At 64.3% G+C, this 15,948-nt stretch carries 24 protein-coding genes; all 24 read left to right on the forward strand.

The window, feature by feature from the left end:
- Positions 1 to 13 precede the first annotated feature (13 nt).
- The 24 genes from clpP to ABZN20_RS14840 all read left to right on the forward strand — a co-directional run bounded on the left by clpP (position 14) and on the right by ABZN20_RS14840 (position 15,752).
- Positions 14 to 634: an ATP-dependent Clp endopeptidase proteolytic subunit ClpP gene (gene clpP / locus ABZN20_RS14725; protein ID WP_423246447.1), complete on the forward strand. Its 621-nt coding sequence runs from the start codon at positions 14 to 16 to the stop codon at positions 632 to 634.
- Positions 635 to 722: 88 nt separating this feature from the next.
- Positions 723 to 1,991 carry an ATP-dependent Clp protease ATP-binding subunit ClpX gene (gene clpX / locus ABZN20_RS14730; RefSeq protein ID WP_367025735.1) on the forward strand — a complete coding sequence of 423 codons (1,269 nt, stop codon included), beginning with the start codon at positions 723 to 725 and terminating at the stop codon, positions 1,989 to 1,991.
- 378 nt (positions 1,992 to 2,369) lie between these two features.
- A complete protein-coding gene (locus ABZN20_RS14735) occupies positions 2,370 to 3,581 on the forward strand; it encodes an IscS subfamily cysteine desulfurase (RefSeq protein WP_367025736.1) in 1,212 nt (403 codons plus the stop codon).
- Between the two features lie 39 nt (positions 3,582 to 3,620).
- Positions 3,621 to 4,040, forward strand: coding sequence for a Fe-S cluster assembly scaffold IscU (iscU, locus tag ABZN20_RS14740; protein WP_367025737.1), 420 nt, complete (start codon positions 3,621 to 3,623; stop codon positions 4,038 to 4,040).
- A 25-nt stretch (positions 4,041 to 4,065) separates the two neighbouring features.
- Positions 4,066 to 4,455 (forward strand): iron-sulfur cluster insertion protein ErpA, encoded by a 390-nt coding sequence (gene erpA, locus ABZN20_RS14745; RefSeq protein WP_367025738.1) that lies wholly within the window; start codon positions 4,066 to 4,068, stop codon positions 4,453 to 4,455.
- Between the two features lie 24 nt (positions 4,456 to 4,479).
- Positions 4,480 to 4,803, forward strand: coding sequence for an iron-sulfur cluster assembly protein IscA (gene iscA, locus ABZN20_RS14750; protein ID WP_218808050.1), 324 nt, complete (start codon positions 4,480 to 4,482; stop codon positions 4,801 to 4,803).
- Positions 4,804 to 4,814: 11 nt separating this feature from the next.
- Positions 4,815 to 5,348 (forward strand): Fe-S protein assembly co-chaperone HscB, encoded by a 534-nt coding sequence (gene hscB / locus ABZN20_RS14755; RefSeq protein WP_367025739.1) that lies wholly within the window; start codon positions 4,815 to 4,817, stop codon positions 5,346 to 5,348.
- Positions 5,348 to 7,207 carry a Fe-S protein assembly chaperone HscA gene (gene hscA / locus ABZN20_RS14760; RefSeq protein WP_367025740.1) on the forward strand — a complete coding sequence of 620 codons (1,860 nt, stop codon included), beginning with the start codon at positions 5,348 to 5,350 and terminating at the stop codon, positions 7,205 to 7,207. Before hscB ends, hscA begins: the two co-directional genes overlap by 1 nt.
- 2 nt (positions 7,208 to 7,209) lie before the next feature.
- The gene (gene fdx, locus ABZN20_RS14765; protein WP_218808047.1) at positions 7,210 to 7,548 is read left to right on the forward strand and encodes an ISC system 2Fe-2S type ferredoxin; all 339 of its coding nucleotides are present in this window, start codon (positions 7,210 to 7,212) and stop codon (positions 7,546 to 7,548) included.
- An 8-nt stretch (positions 7,549 to 7,556) separates the two neighbouring features.
- Positions 7,557 to 8,711, forward strand: a complete 1,155-nt coding sequence (gene nifV / locus ABZN20_RS14770; RefSeq protein WP_218808046.1) for a homocitrate synthase — start codon at positions 7,557 to 7,559, stop codon at positions 8,709 to 8,711.
- Between the two features lie 38 nt (positions 8,712 to 8,749).
- Positions 8,750 to 9,088, forward strand: a complete 339-nt coding sequence (gene nifW, locus ABZN20_RS14775; protein ID WP_218808045.1) for a nitrogenase-stabilizing/protective protein NifW — start codon at positions 8,750 to 8,752, stop codon at positions 9,086 to 9,088.
- Between the two features lie 206 nt (positions 9,089 to 9,294).
- Entirely contained in the window at positions 9,295 to 9,621 is a 327-nt protein-coding gene (locus tag ABZN20_RS14780; RefSeq protein ID WP_218808044.1) for a (2Fe-2S) ferredoxin domain-containing protein, read from the forward strand.
- A gap of 12 nt (positions 9,622 to 9,633) precedes the next feature.
- Positions 9,634 to 10,122 carry a hypothetical protein gene (locus ABZN20_RS14785; RefSeq protein ID WP_218808043.1) on the forward strand — a complete coding sequence of 163 codons (489 nt, stop codon included), beginning with the start codon at positions 9,634 to 9,636 and terminating at the stop codon, positions 10,120 to 10,122.
- Between the two features lie 54 nt (positions 10,123 to 10,176).
- Positions 10,177 to 10,485, forward strand: a complete 309-nt coding sequence (locus ABZN20_RS14790; RefSeq protein ID WP_218808042.1) for a 2Fe-2S iron-sulfur cluster-binding protein — start codon at positions 10,177 to 10,179, stop codon at positions 10,483 to 10,485.
- 299 nt (positions 10,486 to 10,784) lie between these two features.
- Positions 10,785 to 11,117 (forward strand): Grx4 family monothiol glutaredoxin, encoded by a 333-nt coding sequence (gene grxD, locus ABZN20_RS14795; RefSeq protein ID WP_218808041.1) that lies wholly within the window; start codon positions 10,785 to 10,787, stop codon positions 11,115 to 11,117.
- 5 nt (positions 11,118 to 11,122) lie between these two features.
- Complete coding sequence (locus ABZN20_RS14800) at positions 11,123 to 11,371, forward strand: BolA family protein (protein ID WP_218808039.1); 249 nt, start codon at positions 11,123 to 11,125, stop codon at positions 11,369 to 11,371.
- A gap of 21 nt (positions 11,372 to 11,392) precedes the next feature.
- On the forward strand, positions 11,393 to 11,626 hold the full coding sequence (locus ABZN20_RS14805; RefSeq protein WP_218808037.1) for an FmdB family zinc ribbon protein: 234 nt from the start codon (positions 11,393 to 11,395) through the stop codon (positions 11,624 to 11,626).
- A gap of 33 nt (positions 11,627 to 11,659) precedes the next feature.
- Positions 11,660 to 13,363, forward strand: a complete 1,704-nt coding sequence (locus ABZN20_RS14810) for an AAA family ATPase (RefSeq protein WP_218808036.1) — start codon at positions 11,660 to 11,662, stop codon at positions 13,361 to 13,363.
- Between the two features lies 1 nt (position 13,364).
- Positions 13,365 to 13,616, forward strand: a complete 252-nt coding sequence (locus tag ABZN20_RS14815) for a hypothetical protein (RefSeq protein WP_218808034.1) — start codon at positions 13,365 to 13,367, stop codon at positions 13,614 to 13,616.
- Positions 13,617 to 13,637: 21 nt separating this feature from the next.
- Positions 13,638 to 14,315 (forward strand): fumarylacetoacetate hydrolase family protein, encoded by a 678-nt coding sequence (locus tag ABZN20_RS14820; protein WP_218808033.1) that lies wholly within the window; start codon positions 13,638 to 13,640, stop codon positions 14,313 to 14,315.
- 11 nt (positions 14,316 to 14,326) lie between these two features.
- Positions 14,327 to 14,566 (forward strand): hypothetical protein, encoded by a 240-nt coding sequence (locus ABZN20_RS14825; protein ID WP_367025741.1) that lies wholly within the window; start codon positions 14,327 to 14,329, stop codon positions 14,564 to 14,566.
- A gap of 154 nt (positions 14,567 to 14,720) precedes the next feature.
- Positions 14,721 to 15,047: a hypothetical protein gene (locus ABZN20_RS14830; RefSeq protein ID WP_367025742.1), complete on the forward strand. Its 327-nt coding sequence runs from the start codon at positions 14,721 to 14,723 to the stop codon at positions 15,045 to 15,047.
- A 41-nt stretch (positions 15,048 to 15,088) separates the two neighbouring features.
- Positions 15,089 to 15,571 (forward strand): hypothetical protein, encoded by a 483-nt coding sequence (locus ABZN20_RS14835; RefSeq protein ID WP_367025743.1) that lies wholly within the window; start codon positions 15,089 to 15,091, stop codon positions 15,569 to 15,571.
- A 16-nt stretch (positions 15,572 to 15,587) separates the two neighbouring features.
- The gene (locus ABZN20_RS14840) at positions 15,588 to 15,752 is read left to right on the forward strand and encodes a hypothetical protein (protein WP_218808026.1); all 165 of its coding nucleotides are present in this window, start codon (positions 15,588 to 15,590) and stop codon (positions 15,750 to 15,752) included.
- Positions 15,753 to 15,948: the final 196 nt, after the last annotated feature.

Below are 15,948 nucleotides of genomic sequence, written 5' to 3' on the forward strand. Positions count from 1 at the left end.
GGACAGGCACGGCATGGACAACGCAACACGGGCCGCCGGCGGACTGGTTCCGGTGGTGGTGGAGCAGTCGGCGCGCGGCGAGCGGGCCTTCGACATCTACTCCCGCCTGCTCAAGGAACGCGTGATTTTTCTGGTGGGGCCGGTCGAGGACTACATGGCCAATCTGGTCATGGCCCAATTGCTGTTTCTGGAGTCCGAGAATCCCGACAAGGACATCCATCTCTACATCAATTCGCCCGGCGGGCTGGTGACGGCGGGCTTGGCGATCTACGACACCATGCAGTTCATCAAGCCCGACGTCAGCACCCTCTGCGTCGGCCAGGCCGCCAGCATGGGCGCCCTGCTGCTGGCCGGGGGCGCGGCGGGCAAGCGCTATTCGCTGCCGCATTCGCGGATCATGATCCACCAGCCGCTGGGCGGCTTCCAGGGCCAGGCCAGCGACATCGACATCCATGCCCGCGAGATCCTGGCGGTACGCGAACGCCTCAACAAGATCCTGGCGCAGCATACCGGCCAGCCCATCGAGAAGATCCAGGTCGATACGGATCGCGACAATTTCATGGGAGGAAACGACGCAGTGGAATACGGCCTGATCGACAAAGTGCTCGTGAATCGCGCGGCCCGCGCGGCCTGAGCGGCCGGCTCGCAGTTTGGCGCACAACTTGCCAGTCTAAAGGGAGAGTGACAGCCAAACACCGTTCCTAACCAGGGGAGTAAGCGCCATGAGCGAAGACAGGAAAAACAAAGAGTCCGGCAAGCTGCTGTATTGCTCGTTCTGCGGCAAGAGCCAGCACGAAGTCAGGAAACTCATCGCAGGCCCCGCCGTGTTCGTCTGCGACGAATGCGTCGAGCTGTGCAACGACATCATCCGCGAAGAGTTGCAGGGCGGCGAGGCCGGTGCCGCGGAGGGCCTGCCCAAGCCGAAGGAAATGAAGGCGATTCTGGACGAATACGTCATCGGCCAGGACAAGGCCAAGCGCATCCTCTCGGTCGCCGTGTACAACCATTACAAGCGCCTCAAGGCCAGGACCTTCAAGAACGACGTCGAGCTGGCCAAGAGCAACGTCCTCCTGATCGGTCCGACCGGTTCGGGCAAGACCCTCCTGGCGGAGACCCTGGCGCGGGTGCTGGACGTCCCTTTCACCATCGCCGACGCCACCACTCTCACCGAAGCCGGGTACGTCGGCGAAGACGTCGAGAACATCATCCAGAAGCTCCTGCTGGCCTGCGATTACGACGTGGAAAAGGCCGAGCACGGGATCGTCTACATCGACGAGATCGACAAGATTTCGCGCAAATCCGACAGTCCGTCCATCACCCGCGACGTGTCCGGGGAAGGCGTGCAGCAAGCCCTGCTCAAGCTGATGGAGGGCACCGTCGCCTCGGTGCCGCCACAAGGCGGCCGCAAGCACCCGCAGCAGGAGTTCCTGCAGGTCAACACCGCCAACATCCTGTTCATCTGCGGCGGCGCTTTCGCCGGGCTCGACAAGACCATACGCTCCCGTTCGGAAAAGAGCGGCATCGGCTTCTCGGCCGAAGTGAAAAGCAAGGAAGAGAACACCGACCTCGGGGAGGTCCTGGCGGGGGTCGAAGCCGAAGATCTGATCCGTTATGGCCTGATACCGGAGTTCATCGGCCGCCTGCCGGTCGTGGCGACGCTCGAGGAGCTGGACGAGGCGGCGCTGGTCAGCATCCTGACCGAGCCGAAAAACGCCCTCGTCAAACAGTACGCCCGGCTGTTCGAAATGGAGGGCTGCGAGCTGGAAATCCTGCCGGAGGCCCTGGGAGCCATCGCCCGGCGCGCCATGGAGCGCAAGACCGGTGCGCGGGGCCTGCGGACCATCGTCGAGCATGCCCTGCTCGACACCATGTACGAGTTGCCCTCCGCCGAAGACGTCGTCAAGGTCGTGGTCGACGCGAAGGTGATCCGGGGCGAAACCGAGCCCTACCGGGTTTACCGGACCGAAGAGAAGCAGTGCGCTTCGGCCTAGGCGCGAAGGCGGGCGGAAGGGCCGGGGCGACCCGGCCTTTCTCGTTTCCAGGGCGATAACATCGTCGCATCGCTTTCACCGTTTCGGTGCATCGTGTCGAGTTGTAGCAAATCCGACAAAAACACCGGCATCACCCATCCTTCCTGCTCAAACCTTCGTAATCCGTACCATACAAGTCCTCTTTGCGTGCCGGGCGCTTTGGAAGGGCGCCGGGCCGGCCGCCCCTTGTCGGCAACGAGACAAACCGGTTTTCGTCTTCTAGCGGATTAAGGCAAATGAAATCAAATTGTTAGCGTGATTCTCGAGAGTGGCCCGAGGTTTGCAAGATAGAGAGCAAGGCAAACCGCCCATCCTCATGGCGAACTCGGAGAACATGCAATGAAGCTACCGGTCTATCTCGATTACTCGGCGACGACGCCGGTCGACCCACGTGTTGCCGAGAAGATGATTCCGTTCCTGACGGAAAACTTCGGCAACCCGGCCAGCCGTTCCCACGCCTTCGGCTGGACCGCCGAGCAGGCGGTGGAAAACGCGCGGGAGGAAGTGGCGAAGCTGGTCAAGGCCGATCCGCGGGAAATCGTCTGGACCTCCGGCGCGACCGAGTCGGACAACCTCGCCATCAAGGGCGCGGCCGAGTTCTACCAGACCAAGGGCCGCCATTTGATCACGGTGAAGACCGAGCACAAGGCGGTGCTGGATACCATGCGCGAGCTGGAATCCGCCGGCTTCGAGGTCACCTATCTCGAGCCGATGGCCAACGGCCTCATCGACCTCGACGCCTTCAAGGCGGCGATCCGGCCCGACACCGTGCTGGCTTCGGTCATGCACGTCAACAACGAGATTGGAGTGATCCAGGACATCGCGGCGATCGGGCAGATCTGCCGGGAGCACGGCGTGATCTTCCACGTCGATGCCGCCCAGTCCACCGGCAAGGTCGAGATCGACCTGGAGAAGCTGCCGGTCGATCTCATGTCCTTCTCCGCCCACAAGACCTACGGCCCCAAGGGCATCGGCGCGTTGTACGTGCGGCGCAAGCCGCGCATCCGGCTCAAGGCGCAGATGCACGGCGGCGGCCACGAGCGGGGCCTGCGCTCCGGCACCCTGGCCGCGCACCAGATCGTCGGCATGGGCGAGGCGTTCCGCATCGCCCGCGAGGAGATGGCGGCGGAGAACGAACGCATCCGCGGGCTGCGCGACAAGCTGCTGGCCGGCCTCGAGGACATGGAAGAGGTGTTCGTCAACGGCGACCTGGTCCAGCGGGTGCCGCACAACCTGAACATCAGCTTCAATTACGTGGAGGGCGAGTCTTTGATGATGGCCATCAAGGATCTGGCGGTGTCCAGCGGCTCGGCCTGCACCTCGGCCAGCCTCGAGCCTTCCTATGTGTTGCGCGCCCTGGGGCGCAGCGACGAGCTGGCTCATAGCTCGATCCGCTTCACCCTGGGCCGCTACACCACGGCGGAGGACGTGGATTTCGCTATCTCCCTGCTCAAGGACAAGGTCGCTCGTTTGCGCGAGTTGTCGCCCCTGTGGGAGATGTACAAGGACGGGATCGATCTCAGCACCGTTCAATGGGCCGCCGCGCACTAAGGCGCTCGCAGCCCCCCACCACCCAACAGGAGAACAACCATGGCGTACAGCGATAAAGTCATCGACCACTACGAAAATCCCCGCAACGTCGGTTCCTTCGACAAGGACGAAGACGGCGTAGGCACCGGCGTCGTCGGCGCTCCGGCCTGCGGCGACGTGATGAAGCTACAGATCAAGATCAACGACGAAGGCGTGATCGAAGACGCGAAGTTCAAGACTTACGGCTGCGGTTCGGCGATCGCCTCCAGCTCGCTGGTGACCGAATGGGTCAAGGGCAAGACCGTGGACGAAGCCCTGGCCATCAAGAATTCCGAGATCGCCGAGGCGCTGGCGTTGCCGCCGGTGAAGATCCATTGCTCGGTACTGGCCGAGGATGCCATCAAGGCCGCAGTCTTGGACTACAAATCGAAATCGGGCGTGGCCGGCGAAGGCTACGAAATCTGCAAATCGGCGGCCTAAAGGCGAGGAAACCGTTATGACAGCCATGACCAGCATTGTCGATCTAACGCCGGCCGGCCCCGCATTGATTTTCACCGGCAATGCGGCGGCCAAGGTCAACGAGTTGATCGCCGAGGAAGGCAATCCGGCGCTAAAGCTCCGGGTCTATGTCTCCGGCGGCGGCTGCTCGGGCTTCCAGTACGGCTTCTCGTTCGAGGAAGCCGTGAACGAGGACGATACGGCGGTGGAGAAGGATGGCGTGACCCTGCTGGTCGACCCCACCAGCCTGCAGTATCTGCAGGGCGCCGAGATCGATTACCAGGAGGGGCTGGAGGGTTCGCGTTTCGTCATCAAGAACCCGAATGCCACCTCGTCCTGCAGTTGCGGCAGCTCCTTCTCCGTCGAAGGCGGCGGTTCGAGCTGCTCGTCTCACTGAGACTGTTTTTGAATGGAGGGCAGGATGGCAGTAACCCTGACAGAAAAAGCGGCGGCACAGGTGCAGAAGCATTTGAGCGCGCGTGGTGCGGGCGTCGGGCTGCGGCTCGCCGTCAAGACTTCGGGCTGTTCGGGCCTCGCGTATACCCTGGAGTTCGTGGATGAGCCGGCGCCGGAAGACCAGTCGTTCGAAAGCTTCGGTGTCACCGTGCTGGTCGATCCGAAAAGCCTGGTCTATCTGGAAGGCACCGAGCTGGATTTCGTGCGGGAAGGCTTGAACGAAGGCTTCAAGTTCAACAATCCCAACGTCAAGAACGAATGCGGCTGCGGCGAGAGTTTCAACGTCTAGGAGCGATGGCCATGAGCGAAATGGCGCCCCGTAACTATTTCGAGTTTTTCCAGTTGCCCGAAATGTTCCGGCTGGACCTGAGCATGCTGGACAGCCACTACCTGGAGCTGCAGGCCCGGGTCCATCCGGACAAGGCCGCCCATCTGAGCGACGTGGAAAAGCGCCTGTCCCTGCAATGGGCGACCTTCGCCAACGAGGCCTACCAGACCTTGAAGCGTCCACTGGACCGGGCGCGCTACCTGCTCCGGATCCACGGTGTGGATACCCGGGAGGAGGACAACACGGCGATGCCGGCGGAATTCCTGCTGGAGCAGATCGAATGGCGGGAGGAAATGCAGGACGCCATCGCCGGCCGCAGCGAAGCCGCGCTGGACCGGCTCGGCTTTCGGCTGAAGAAGGAAATGGATCATCTGATCGAATCGCTCGGCGCCCTGCTCGATGTCCAGCAATCGCATCCGGATGCCGCGGTGCTGGTGCGCCAGCTCGCCTTCCTGGAAAAACTCAAACGTGATCTCGATCAGGCGCACGCCCTGCTGGAGGACTGATGCTGCTACAGATTTCCGAACCCGGCGCCAGCGTCAAGCCGCAACAGCGGCTCGCGGTAGGCATCGACCTGGGCACGACCAATTCGCTGGTGGCCACCGTCCGGGACGAGCGGACGGTGGTGTTCGGCGACGCCCAGGGCCGGACCCTGCTGCCTTCGGTGGTACGTTACCTCGACGGCGGTGCGGTCGAGGTCGGCTACGAGGCCAAGGCCCGGCAGAGCGAAGACCCCGAGAACACCTTCGTTTCGGTCAAGCGCTACATGGGGCGGGGCCTGAACGACATCGCCGAGCACCACGGCGCGCCCTACCATTTCGTCGAAGGCGAGGGCATGGTGCAGTTCGACACCCGCGCCGGCCGCATCAGCCCGGTCCAGGTATCGGCAGAGATTCTCAAGGTCCTGCGCGACCGGGCGGTCGCTGAACTGGGCGGTGAGCTGGCGGGTGCGGTCATCACGGTGCCGGCCTATTTCGACGAGGCCCAGCGCCAGGCGACCAAGGACGCAGCGAAGCTCGCCGGCCTGGAAGTCTTCCGGCTGCTGAACGAGCCGACCGCTGCGGCCGTGGCCTACGGGCTCGACAACGCCGCCGAGGGTGTGTACGCCGTCTACGACTTAGGGGGAGGCACCTTCGACATCTCGGTGCTGAAGCTCACCCGCGGCGTGTTCGAGGTGCTGGCCACCAACGGCGATCCGGCCCTGGGGGGCGACGACTTCGACCGGGCGGTCTACGACTGGCTGCTCGCGCAGAGCGGGCTGAGCGGCCTCTCCAGCAGCGACGCGCGTCTCCTCATGGCCGCCTCCCGCGTCGCCAAGGAGCGGCTTTCAGAACAGACCGAGGCGGCCGTCGACACGGAGCTGTCGGACGGTTCCCGGATTGCGCTGACTCTGAGCCGCGATACCTTTGCGGAGCTGACCGCCGGCTTGGTGAAGAAAACGCTCGCCCCGGTACGCAAGGCCCTGCGCGACGCGGGGCTCGCCATCGACGAGATCAAGGGCGTGGTCCTGGTCGGCGGCGCGACCCGCATGCCCTGCATCCGGGAGGCGGTGGCCGAATTCTTCCGGCAAACGCCGCTCACCGACCTCGATCCGGACAAGGTGGTGGCGCTGGGCGCCGCCATGCAGGCCAACATGCTGGCCGGCAACCGCGCCGGCGGCGACTGGCTGCTGCTCGACGTGATTCCGTTGTCGCTGGGCATCGAAACCTTAGGCGGCCTCTGCGAAAAGATCGTTCCGCGCAACACCACGATTCCGGTGGCGCGGGCCCAGGAATTCACCACCTGGAAAGACGGCCAGACCGCCATGAGCATCCACGTGGTGCAGGGCGAGCGCGAATTGGTGAGCGAATGCCGCTCGCTGGCGCGCTTCGAGCTGCGCGGCATCCCGCCGATGGCGGCCGGCGCGGCGCGCATCCGGGTGACCTACCAGGTCGATGCCGACGGCCTCCTCAACGTGACCGCAGCCGAGCAGACCAGCGGGGTCGAGGCCAGGATCGAGGTCAAGCCGTCCTACGGGCTTAGCGACGCCGAAGTGGCGCGGATGATCGAGGATTCCTATCTGCACGCTCGCGACGACCTGGAAGCGCGGCGGCTGCAGGAGCAAAAGGTCGAAGCCTCCCGCCTGATCGAAGCCACCGAGGCGGCATTGGCCGAGGACGGCGGCCTGCTCAGCGAATCGGAGCTCGAAGTCCTGGTCGGCGGTCTACAGGTGCTGAAGGTTGCGATGGAGGGGACGGACTGGCAGGCGATCAAGAACGCCGCCGATGCGCTGAACGAGGCCAGCACCGAGTTCGCCGGGCGGCGGATGGACTACAGTATCAAGGCCGCATTGACCGGCCAGAAGCTGGACAGCCTGGGAGTCTGAGCATGCCGCAGATCAAGGTGTTGCCCCATGCCGAGCTGTGCCCGGAAGGTGCCGTCATCAAGGCGAGCTACGGCCAGAGCATCTGCGATGCGCTGCTCCACGGCGGGATCGAGATCGAGCATGCCTGCGAAATGGCCTGCGCCTGCTCCACCTGCCATGTCATCGTGCGGGAAGGTTACGAATCGCTGAATCCGTCGGATGACGCCGAGGACGACATGCTGGACCGGGCCTGGGGTCTCGAGCCGCATTCCCGCCTGGCCTGCCAGGCGGTGGTGAGCAAGGCCGACCTGGTCATCGAACTGCCACGCTACAGCCGTAATCTGGCAAAAGAACTCAAGTGAGGTCAGCCATGGTTATGCACACGGTCACCATCAACGACACCACCCTCAGGGACGGCGAGCAGACCGCCGGGGTCGCTTTCACCGCCGAGGAAAAGCTTTCCATCGCCCATGCCCTGGCTCGGGCCGGCGTGCCGGAAATGGAAGTGGGCATACCGGTCATGGGCGCCGAGGAGCAGGAGGTGATCCGGGCGATCGCGGGCCTGGGGCTGCCGACCCGGCTGATGGTCTGGGGCCGGATGTGCGAACGCGATCTGGCGGCGGCCGCCGGCTGCGGGGCCGATCGGGTGAACCTGTCGATCCCGGTGTCGGACATCCATCTCCGCCACAAGGTGAACCGGACCCGCGAATGGGTGCTGGCCAGTATCGAGCGTTTCGTGAAGCTGGGGTTGGACACCGGCATGGAAGTCTGTGTCGGCTGCGAGGATGCATCGCGCGCCGATCCCGACTTCATGCTGCGGGTCGCCCAGGCGGCGCAGCAAGCCGGCGCCCGGCGCATCCGCTTCGCCGATACCCTGGGGCTGCTGGAGCCGATGTCCACCTTCGAGCGGATCCGCCGGCTGGCCGGAGGCACCGATCTGGAAATCGAGATGCACGCTCACAACGACTTCGGGCTGGCCACGGCCAACACCCTGATGGCGGTGCAGGCCGGGGCGAGCCATGTGAACACCACGGTCAACGGCCTGGGCGAGCGGGCCGGGAATGCGGCCATCGAGGAAACCGTGATGGCCCTGCACCAGCTTTACGGCATCGACACCGGCATCGCCGTCGATCATTTCCCGGAGATTTCCGGGCTGGTGGCGGCGGCTTCCGGCCGGCCGGTGGCCGCGAACAAGAGCATCGTCGGCGAGGCGGTGTTCACCCATGAAGCCGGCATCCATGTCGACGGCCTGCTCAAGAACGTCCTCAACTACCAGGGTGTGGACCCGAAGGACCTCGGTCGCGAGCACCGCCTGGTGCTGGGCAAGCATTCCGGCACCCACGCGGTGAAGCGGAGCTTCCGCCAGCTCGGGATCGACCTCAGCGAGGTGGACGCCGGCCGGGTGCTCAAGCGCATCCGCATCCATGCCAGCCAGACCAAGCGGCCGCCCAGCGAGACCGAGCTGAAGCTGTTCTACGCCGAAACCTCGGTGTCGTCCCAGCCGCGTCCGGGCCTGTTCGGCTGAGGACAATTCCAAAACTAATTTTCCGAAGGGGTCTCATCATGAATCCGGTGTTGCAGCGCATACAAAGTTTTTCCGCGGCCGAGGAATTCCTCGACTTCTTCGGCGTCGAGTACGAACCCTCGGTGGTGCACGTCAACCGGCTGCACATCCTGAAGCGCTTCAACCAGTATCTGAACCGCAGCCCGATTCCGGACGACATGGACGAGGCCACCGCCATGGCGACCTGCAAGTCGCTGCTGAAACAGGCCCACGACGACTTCGTGAAGTCCACGGCGGCCCAGGAAAAGGTGTTCAAGGTGTTCCAGGATCAGGAGGGCAAGAGCATATCGCTGGACAGCATGAAGGCGAGCCTGTCCACCCGCGGCCAGCGGGCCTGAGATATGGTTTTCTCCCCTCTCCCTCTGGGAGAGGGGCTGTGGGGGTGAGGGGCTGGTCGAGCTGTGCGCAACAGGGCGGACCTGCAGTCCCTCATCCGGCCCTTCGGGCCACCTTCTCCCAAAGGGAGAAGGGAAAGTGTGCGGCCGAGTGCCGCAGGTTCCTGGCTAGGGAGCCAACGACTGTTCAACAAAGGAGATGACTTTTCATGCCAAAGCCCAGTAAACACGTCTTCGTCTGCGCCCAGACCCGTCCGCCCGGCCATCCGCGCGGTTCCTGCGGCCAGCTCGGCTCCACCGCGGTGTTCCAGACCTTCATGCAGCAGTTCGAGGCCGGCCAGCTCTACGGCCAGTTCGCGCTGACCAGTACCGGCTGCCTGGGCACCTGCGATCTCGGGCCGACCGTCCTGGTCTATCCGGAGGGCGTGATGTATTCCAAGGTGAGCCCGGCCGACGTGGCCGAGATCATCGACGAGCATCTGAAGAACGACCTGCCGGTCGAAAGGCTGCTCGCTCCGGCCGCGCTCTGGAGCTGACGGGGCGCGACGATGGATAGAGGCGCCGATCCCATGCGTTCGTTCTATGCCGGCGAGGTGCCCGCCCGGGTGGGAGGCCTTCTGGAGCAGGCGATGAGCGCATACGCCGACACCGAACGGGCCGAAGCCTACTTGCGGCAGGCGCAGGCCGAGGCGCCCGAGGCCTTGTCGGTCTATTTCTCGATGTACAAGTTCTATTTCTACAAGGGACGCCTGGCCGACGCCGAGCGGGTCGTGCGCATGGCGCTGGAAGCGGCGGCGCGGCAGGGCGGCTTTCCGAACGACGTCGAGGCATTGACGCCCGCCACCGTCGATTGGCAGCGCTACGACGCGCCCCAGCATTTCTACCTGTTCTCGCTCAAGGCGCTGGCCTTCATCCGGCTGCGCAGGGGCGACAGGGAGGACTGCGAGCGCCTGTTGGCCAAGCTGGGCGAGCTGGACCGGAGCGACAGCGTCGGCGCTTCCGTGATCCGGGCCTTTGCGGAAGGGAGCGCCGCCTGATCGACCTTTGGATTTTTTACACCACCCAAGACACACACTATAAGAGGACGTTACATGTCTATCCTGACCATCCAGCCTTCCGGAAAAACCATCGAGACCCGGGAGGGCGCATCCCTGCTCGAACTCATCATGGAAGCCGGCGAGGCCATCATGCACAAGTGCGGCGGCAACGCCCAGTGCGGCTCCTGCCACATCTTCCTCCAGGCCGGCCGCAAGAGCGTGTCCAGGATCGGCGCCGAAGAGAACGCCAAGCTGGACACGATCGTCGGCGTCGGCTCCAAGTCGCGCCTGGCGTGCCAGGCGAAAGTCACCGGCGACGAGGACATCACCGTCGAGCTGCTGGGCTTCGCTTCCGGCTTGTAAATCGTGCGTTTCGCTCTCGCCCTTCGCCCTTGGGGCAATATCGTTGAATTAAGGATTGTCTCGTCACCCCGGCAGGGAATGCCGGGGTCCAGGAACCAAGGACGGTCACGGCTGACCCATCCGTGTGCCCTGGATTCATGCCGGACTGTCCTGCCCGACACCCTGCGGGTCCGCGCCAATCCGCTCCCGGCGGATTGGTCCGGCAATCCCTGCCGGAAAGACGGCTTAACTGAACGGCATTGTCCCTGAAGGAGCGGGGAGGCGAGGGCGCAGTTTCTTCCAATTCGAGAGGCACCGCCATGAGCACCATCGAAGACACCATCCGCGACCAGATCGCCAAGCATCCGGTCATTCTTTACATGAAGGGCGTGCCGGAGATGCCGCAGTGCGGCTTTTCGGCCAAGGCCGTGTCCTGCCTGCAGGCGGCCGGCGTGCCGTTCGCCTACGTGAACATCCTGGCGGCCCCCTCGATCCGCGAGAAGCTGCCGAGCGTTTCGCAATGGCCGACTTTCCCTCAGCTCTTCGTCGGCGGCGAGCTGGTCGGCGGCAGCGACATCGTCAGCGAACTCTCGGCGAGCGGCGAGCTGAAGACCATGCTCGATGCCGCCGTGGCCGGCCAGGCGGAAGGTTAAAGCCCATGGAAATCGCCGAAGTCCGCGCCCTCATCGAATCGGGTATCCCCGGCTGCGAAGTCCGGGTGGAAGGCGAGGGCTGCAATTTTTCCGTGGTGGTCATCGGCGAGGCGTTCGAGGGCCTCAGCCCCGTGAAGCGCCAGCAGCGGGTCCTGGCCACCGTCAGCGAGCCGCTGTCGACGGGCGCCTTGCACGCCATCAGCATGAAAGTCTATACGCCGGCGGAATGGAGCCGCCAAGCCGATTCCGCTTGAGCCCAACCAGGAGCCAGAGCCATGCCGTTATACGATTTCCACTGCCGCGACTGTGGCCAGACTTCCGAATTGCTCATCAAGGCCAGCGACACGCCGGTCTGCCCGCATTGCGGCAGCGGCAACATGGAGAAGCAGCTGGCGCAGATCGCGCCCCACATGAAGACGCCGGGGATGATCCAGAAGGCGCGCGCCCAGGCCGCCAAGGAAGGGCATTTCAGCAATTACAAACCATCCGAGCGTCCGCGCTTGAAATGACCCATTGAACCCCGAACGGGCGAGGGCAGTGCCGTGAAGCTTCAGATCGAAAAACCTTATGTCGAGGCCATGGTCACCGAGTTCCCGCGTCTGGCGGCGTTGCAGGAGCAACTGCGGTTCGGGAACAGGGCCGAGATCGCCTTCGTCCAGTTGGAGAACGCCGAGGTCAACTTCCTGCGCAACCTGTACGAGGAAGCCGGTCCGGACCTCAAGCAGCGGGCGGTGCAGATCGCCGTGCTGCAGAAGGCGCTCAACGACGACGGCGTGCGTTTCGAGGCGAACGAACTGGAGCAGGCGGTGCCCGCCATCGCCCGCTATCTCGCGACCGATGCCGTCCGCGGCTGGGTGTTCACGGCCAACGTCACCAACCGGCCCTTGCCCTACGTCATCACCCGGCTCGATTACATTCCGGAATCGAACGACGAGATCGGCAAGATCATCATCGAGCTGAAGGCCAACGCCAAGGGCAATCTCGCCACCGTCGCGCTGCGGATCACCGCCAGCGACGTCGCCGGCCGGACCGTGGGCGAGATCTTCGCGGCCAAGGGATTCCTCAAGGAGACGCCCGAGCTGATCGAGGCCTACGACCGGACCGTCGCCCGCTATTTCGACTGGCGCGCCCGTTACGGCGCCCAGTTCGCAGGGCGAGGCATCGGCTTCTACGCCGAGGACCCGGCCGCCACCCACCGCGACACCGACTGGTCGCGCAAGGACGTGGTGGTGCTGTCCTCCGGCGGCGGCAGCGCCCGGCTGGTGAACGACGAAGGCATCCTCACCCAGCGTGCGCTGACCCTGGACGCCACCGGCGACATTCTGGGGCCGTACCTGCGGAAGGCCGCCAAGAGCAACCGCTACGACGCCGAGGACGAAGTCCAGGAGCTGCAGGAGGCGATGCCGGAAGGGCTGTTCACCCAGCTCCCGGTGCATCCCTACATCCTGATGTTCCATCTGGAGCTGCACCATTATCTGTGGGTCCACGTCGACGACGTCGCCCCCTACGACTACCAGCCGGAATTGAAGCGCAAGCTGGTGCTGCCGGAGGAGCAGACCGACCTGATCGACATCCTCACCGCCGAGATGGACGTGCTGATGGACGACATCGTCGCCGGCAAGTCCGGCGGTACCACCGTGCTCTGTGCCGGTCCGCCGGGCGTCGGCAAGACCCTGACCGCCGAGGTCTATTCCGAGATCATCCGGCGCCCGCTGTATCGGGTGCATTCCGGCCAGCTCGGCCTCAGCGTGGCGGCGATGGAAAGCGCGCTGAAGGACGTGTTGACCCGCGCCCAGCGCTGGGGCGCCGTGATGCTGATCGACGAGGCCGACGTCTACATCAAGCGCCGCGACGACGACATCACCATGAACGCCGTGGTCGGCGTGTTCCTGCGGGTGCTGGAATACTTCAACGGCCTGCTGTTCCTGACCACCAACCGGGTGGACGACATCGACGAGGCCATCGTCTCCCGCTGCATCGCCCTGATCAAGTTCTATCCGCCCGACCGCGACGACCGCTGCAAGATCTGGCGGGTGATGACAGACCAGTTCGCGCTGGCGGTGGACGAGGCGCTGATCGGCCAGCTGGCGGACGTCTTCCCCGCCGCCACCGGGCGCGACATCAAAGGACTGGCCAAGCTGGTGGCCAAGTATTGCTCGCACAAGCAGGTCGCGCCCAGCCTGGAGGTGTTCAAGCGCTGCTCGATCTTCCGCGGCATGGACCTGGGGACGGCGGACGGGGACTGAGATGGGCGAACGCTTCGTCGTCGCGGAAATGAACACCCATCACTTCATGTTTCGGGGGGCCGGTGCAACGGCGGAGGCGGCCCGGCAGGCGCTGTTGAAAGCCTGGACCGCGCATCGCAGCGCCTTGCTGGCGCAATACCCGGAACGGGAAACCAGCCTTCCCGAAGCCGAAAAGATGGAAGAGCATTTCAGGATCTATTACCTGGAATTCGAAGTGGATGCCGGATACCGCTGGCCGGACCGGCTGGTGTAATGGAACAGGACTGAATCGACCATGAACTATGCCTTCCCACCCGCCCCGATCGTGACCCTCGACGCCATGTCGAGCAACCCGTTTCCGGTGCGCCGCATTTTTTGCCTCGCCCGCAATTATCCGGAAGCCGGCCAGGAAGCGGTCAAACCCGCCGAGCCGAGCTTCTTCCTGAAGCCGCCCGGCGCCATCCTGCAGAACAATTCCGTGCTACCGTATCCGCCCGGCACCGGCGCACTGTTTCCCGAGGTGGAAATGGTGGTGGCGCTGCACAAAGGCGGCCGCAACATTCCTGCGGACAAGGTCGATTACGACTACGTGTTCGGCTATGCCGTGGGCCTCGACATGACCTTGCGCGACGCACTCGACGCCGCCATCGCACAGGGCCTGCCCTGGGAGAAAGCCAAGGCCTTCGATCATTCCTCCCCGTGCTCGGCGATCACGCCGGAGTTCTACGCCGGCAACATCGCCAGCGGCAAGATCGAGCTCAAGGTCAACGGCGAGATCCGCCAGAGCGGCAACGTGGCCGACATGCTGTGGAAGGTGCCGGAGACGGTGCATTATCTTTCCACCCGGATGGAGCTGTTCCCCGGCGATCTCATCTACACCGGCACGCCGGGCCTGGCAGGTCCCGTGGTCCAGGGCGATGTGATCGAAGCCACCGTCGCGGGGCTGGAGCCCCTGATCATTACCGTCGGCTAGCGGAGGCCGCCATGCAGGTGACGACGATCCTGGTCAACGATATTCCCAAGGCCGTGGTCCGGCCCAACGACCGCAAGGATCTCGCCCGCTTCCTGCGCAACGGCCGCGCCTATTTCACCGCCGACGCGCCGGAGGCGGAACTGAGCCACCGCCCGGCCGACGAAGCTGAGGCGGCGCGTTGGCGCGCCGCCTACCAACTGCATCTCGCCTGGGGCGGCAGCGAGGAATGGTTTTTCGGTGTGCCCTTATAGCTTGAGCCCTCATCCCCGTCCCTTCTCCCAGAGGGAGAAGGGAGTTGAACCCCTCTCCCTCTGGGAGAGGGGAAGGGGTGAGGGAAGACTACTTTCCTAGGCTAATACACGCGGATATTCCACTGCATTTTTGTAGATTTAATCGGAGAGACTCATGTCGTTCATCATCAGCATCGAAGGCGAGCACGCCGCCCTCGCGTCGGAAGACGAGATCGCCGACGGCATCGCGGCGGCGCGCGAAGTATTCGCCCGCAACGAGGCGGACCCCCTGGCCTGCCAGGTTGCCGTGGACAAACTGGAGAAAGACGAGCTGCTCAACCGCGAAGAGGCGCTGCTGTGCCTGATCTGGGACGAGGCCGAAGAAGCCGCCTTCCGCGCGGTGACCCTGGGCTGGCTGAGCCGCGCCGTCGACATCAAGATCGCGGTTCGGGCGGAAGCCAGGATCGAGGCGGAAGCTCCGGCCCTGCAAGCCAGGCATTGAGCCTTGGGCACATTCCACTGTCGCCAGCGGCGGGAGCAATCATGATTTATGTCGTCGAAGTTCCTTCGCCCGGCAAGGCGAACGCCTGGTTCGCGTTCGACCGGGAGGATTTTTCCCGCAAGGTCCGCGCCGCCAAGGAACAGGACGGCCGCGTGATCTTCGCCGTGACCAGCCCGCGCCGGTTGCTGGAAGCCGCCGGCCTCACGCCGGAGTCGCCCGAAGCCGGGGCCAGCCACGGCCCGATACTCGAGCTGGCCGAAAAGCACGGCTGGGACACCGAGCTGTACCGAGCCGACGATCTCCTGGGAGAGGGCGTCTACGACTCCGAGCCGGTCTCCGAGTTCGAGGCCTGTGTCGCCGCCTTGGCGGATGGGCTGGAGGGCTGCCGGGTCTACCTGTCGGACCAGTCCGCGATGAACGCCCTCTACGGCGATCCGTTCTACCAGGGCCGGGAAGGCTTCCCTGCGCACATGGCCTTGCGCGAACAGTTGATCGCGATGGAAGTCATTTCGGACGATATGTGAGCCTTCGGGTGCCGCGATGACCGTAGAGCAATTGATCCAAGCCCTGCAAGAAATGCCCAAAAACGCCGTCGTGCTCTACGAGGGCGATGCCGGCTATGCCTTGGTCGGCGGCGTCGGCCTGCAGCAGAACGGCAACGGAGTGCCGGACGAGGCGATCCTGTTCCCCGATATGAACGAGTAAGGGCTGACGGCCCTCGATTCCCCCTGCAGGCCGGCGATTTTCACGCCCCGCACGTTCACCCGGCGCGGTCCGCGGAATACAATCCCCTTGAATCAAAGCGGGCAGCTCCCAGCGCGCGTAGCCCGCGTAGGTCCGATTAGCGTAGCGTAATCGGACGAATGGCTATCCCGGCATCAAGCGATAATGCTTGCTTCAA

It is taken from the genome of Methylococcus sp. ANG (assembly GCF_040730495.1).
Taxonomy (GTDB): domain Bacteria; phylum Pseudomonadota; class Gammaproteobacteria; order Methylococcales; family Methylococcaceae; genus Methylococcus.

Excerpts from the sequence above, each read along its gene's own strand:
- clpP (WP_423246447.1), top strand. The coding sequence starts at position 14 with ATGGACAACGCAACACGGGCCGCCGGCGGACTGGTTCCGGTGGTGGTG.
- clpX (WP_367025735.1), top strand. The coding sequence starts at position 723 with ATGAGCGAAGACAGGAAAAACAAAGAGTCCGGCAAGCTGCTGTATTGC.
- ABZN20_RS14735 (WP_367025736.1), top strand. The coding sequence starts at position 2,370 with ATGAAGCTACCGGTCTATCTCGATTACTCGGCGACGACGCCGGTCGAC.
- iscU (WP_367025737.1), top strand. The coding sequence starts at position 3,621 with ATGGCGTACAGCGATAAAGTCATCGACCACTACGAAAATCCCCGCAAC.
- erpA (WP_367025738.1), top strand. The coding sequence starts at position 4,066 with ATGACCAGCATTGTCGATCTAACGCCGGCCGGCCCCGCATTGATTTTC.
- iscA (WP_218808050.1), top strand. The coding sequence starts at position 4,480 with ATGGCAGTAACCCTGACAGAAAAAGCGGCGGCACAGGTGCAGAAGCAT.
- hscB (WP_367025739.1), top strand. The coding sequence starts at position 4,815 with ATGAGCGAAATGGCGCCCCGTAACTATTTCGAGTTTTTCCAGTTGCCC.
- hscA (WP_367025740.1), top strand. The coding sequence starts at position 5,348 with ATGCTGCTACAGATTTCCGAACCCGGCGCCAGCGTCAAGCCGCAACAG.
- fdx (WP_218808047.1), top strand. The coding sequence starts at position 7,210 with ATGCCGCAGATCAAGGTGTTGCCCCATGCCGAGCTGTGCCCGGAAGGT.
- nifV (WP_218808046.1), top strand. The coding sequence starts at position 7,557 with ATGGTTATGCACACGGTCACCATCAACGACACCACCCTCAGGGACGGC.
- nifW (WP_218808045.1), top strand. The coding sequence starts at position 8,750 with ATGAATCCGGTGTTGCAGCGCATACAAAGTTTTTCCGCGGCCGAGGAA.
- ABZN20_RS14780 (WP_218808044.1), top strand. The coding sequence starts at position 9,295 with ATGCCAAAGCCCAGTAAACACGTCTTCGTCTGCGCCCAGACCCGTCCG.
- ABZN20_RS14785 (WP_218808043.1), top strand. The coding sequence starts at position 9,634 with ATGGATAGAGGCGCCGATCCCATGCGTTCGTTCTATGCCGGCGAGGTG.
- ABZN20_RS14790 (WP_218808042.1), top strand. The coding sequence starts at position 10,177 with ATGTCTATCCTGACCATCCAGCCTTCCGGAAAAACCATCGAGACCCGG.
- grxD (WP_218808041.1), top strand. The coding sequence starts at position 10,785 with ATGAGCACCATCGAAGACACCATCCGCGACCAGATCGCCAAGCATCCG.
- ABZN20_RS14800 (WP_218808039.1), top strand. The coding sequence starts at position 11,123 with ATGGAAATCGCCGAAGTCCGCGCCCTCATCGAATCGGGTATCCCCGGC.
- ABZN20_RS14805 (WP_218808037.1), top strand. The coding sequence starts at position 11,393 with ATGCCGTTATACGATTTCCACTGCCGCGACTGTGGCCAGACTTCCGAA.
- ABZN20_RS14815 (WP_218808034.1), top strand. The coding sequence starts at position 13,365 with ATGGGCGAACGCTTCGTCGTCGCGGAAATGAACACCCATCACTTCATG.
- ABZN20_RS14820 (WP_218808033.1), top strand. The coding sequence starts at position 13,638 with ATGAACTATGCCTTCCCACCCGCCCCGATCGTGACCCTCGACGCCATG.
- ABZN20_RS14825 (WP_367025741.1), top strand. The coding sequence starts at position 14,327 with ATGCAGGTGACGACGATCCTGGTCAACGATATTCCCAAGGCCGTGGTC.
- ABZN20_RS14830 (WP_367025742.1), top strand. The coding sequence starts at position 14,721 with ATGTCGTTCATCATCAGCATCGAAGGCGAGCACGCCGCCCTCGCGTCG.
- ABZN20_RS14835 (WP_367025743.1), top strand. The coding sequence starts at position 15,089 with ATGATTTATGTCGTCGAAGTTCCTTCGCCCGGCAAGGCGAACGCCTGG.
- ABZN20_RS14840 (WP_218808026.1), top strand. The coding sequence starts at position 15,588 with ATGACCGTAGAGCAATTGATCCAAGCCCTGCAAGAAATGCCCAAAAAC.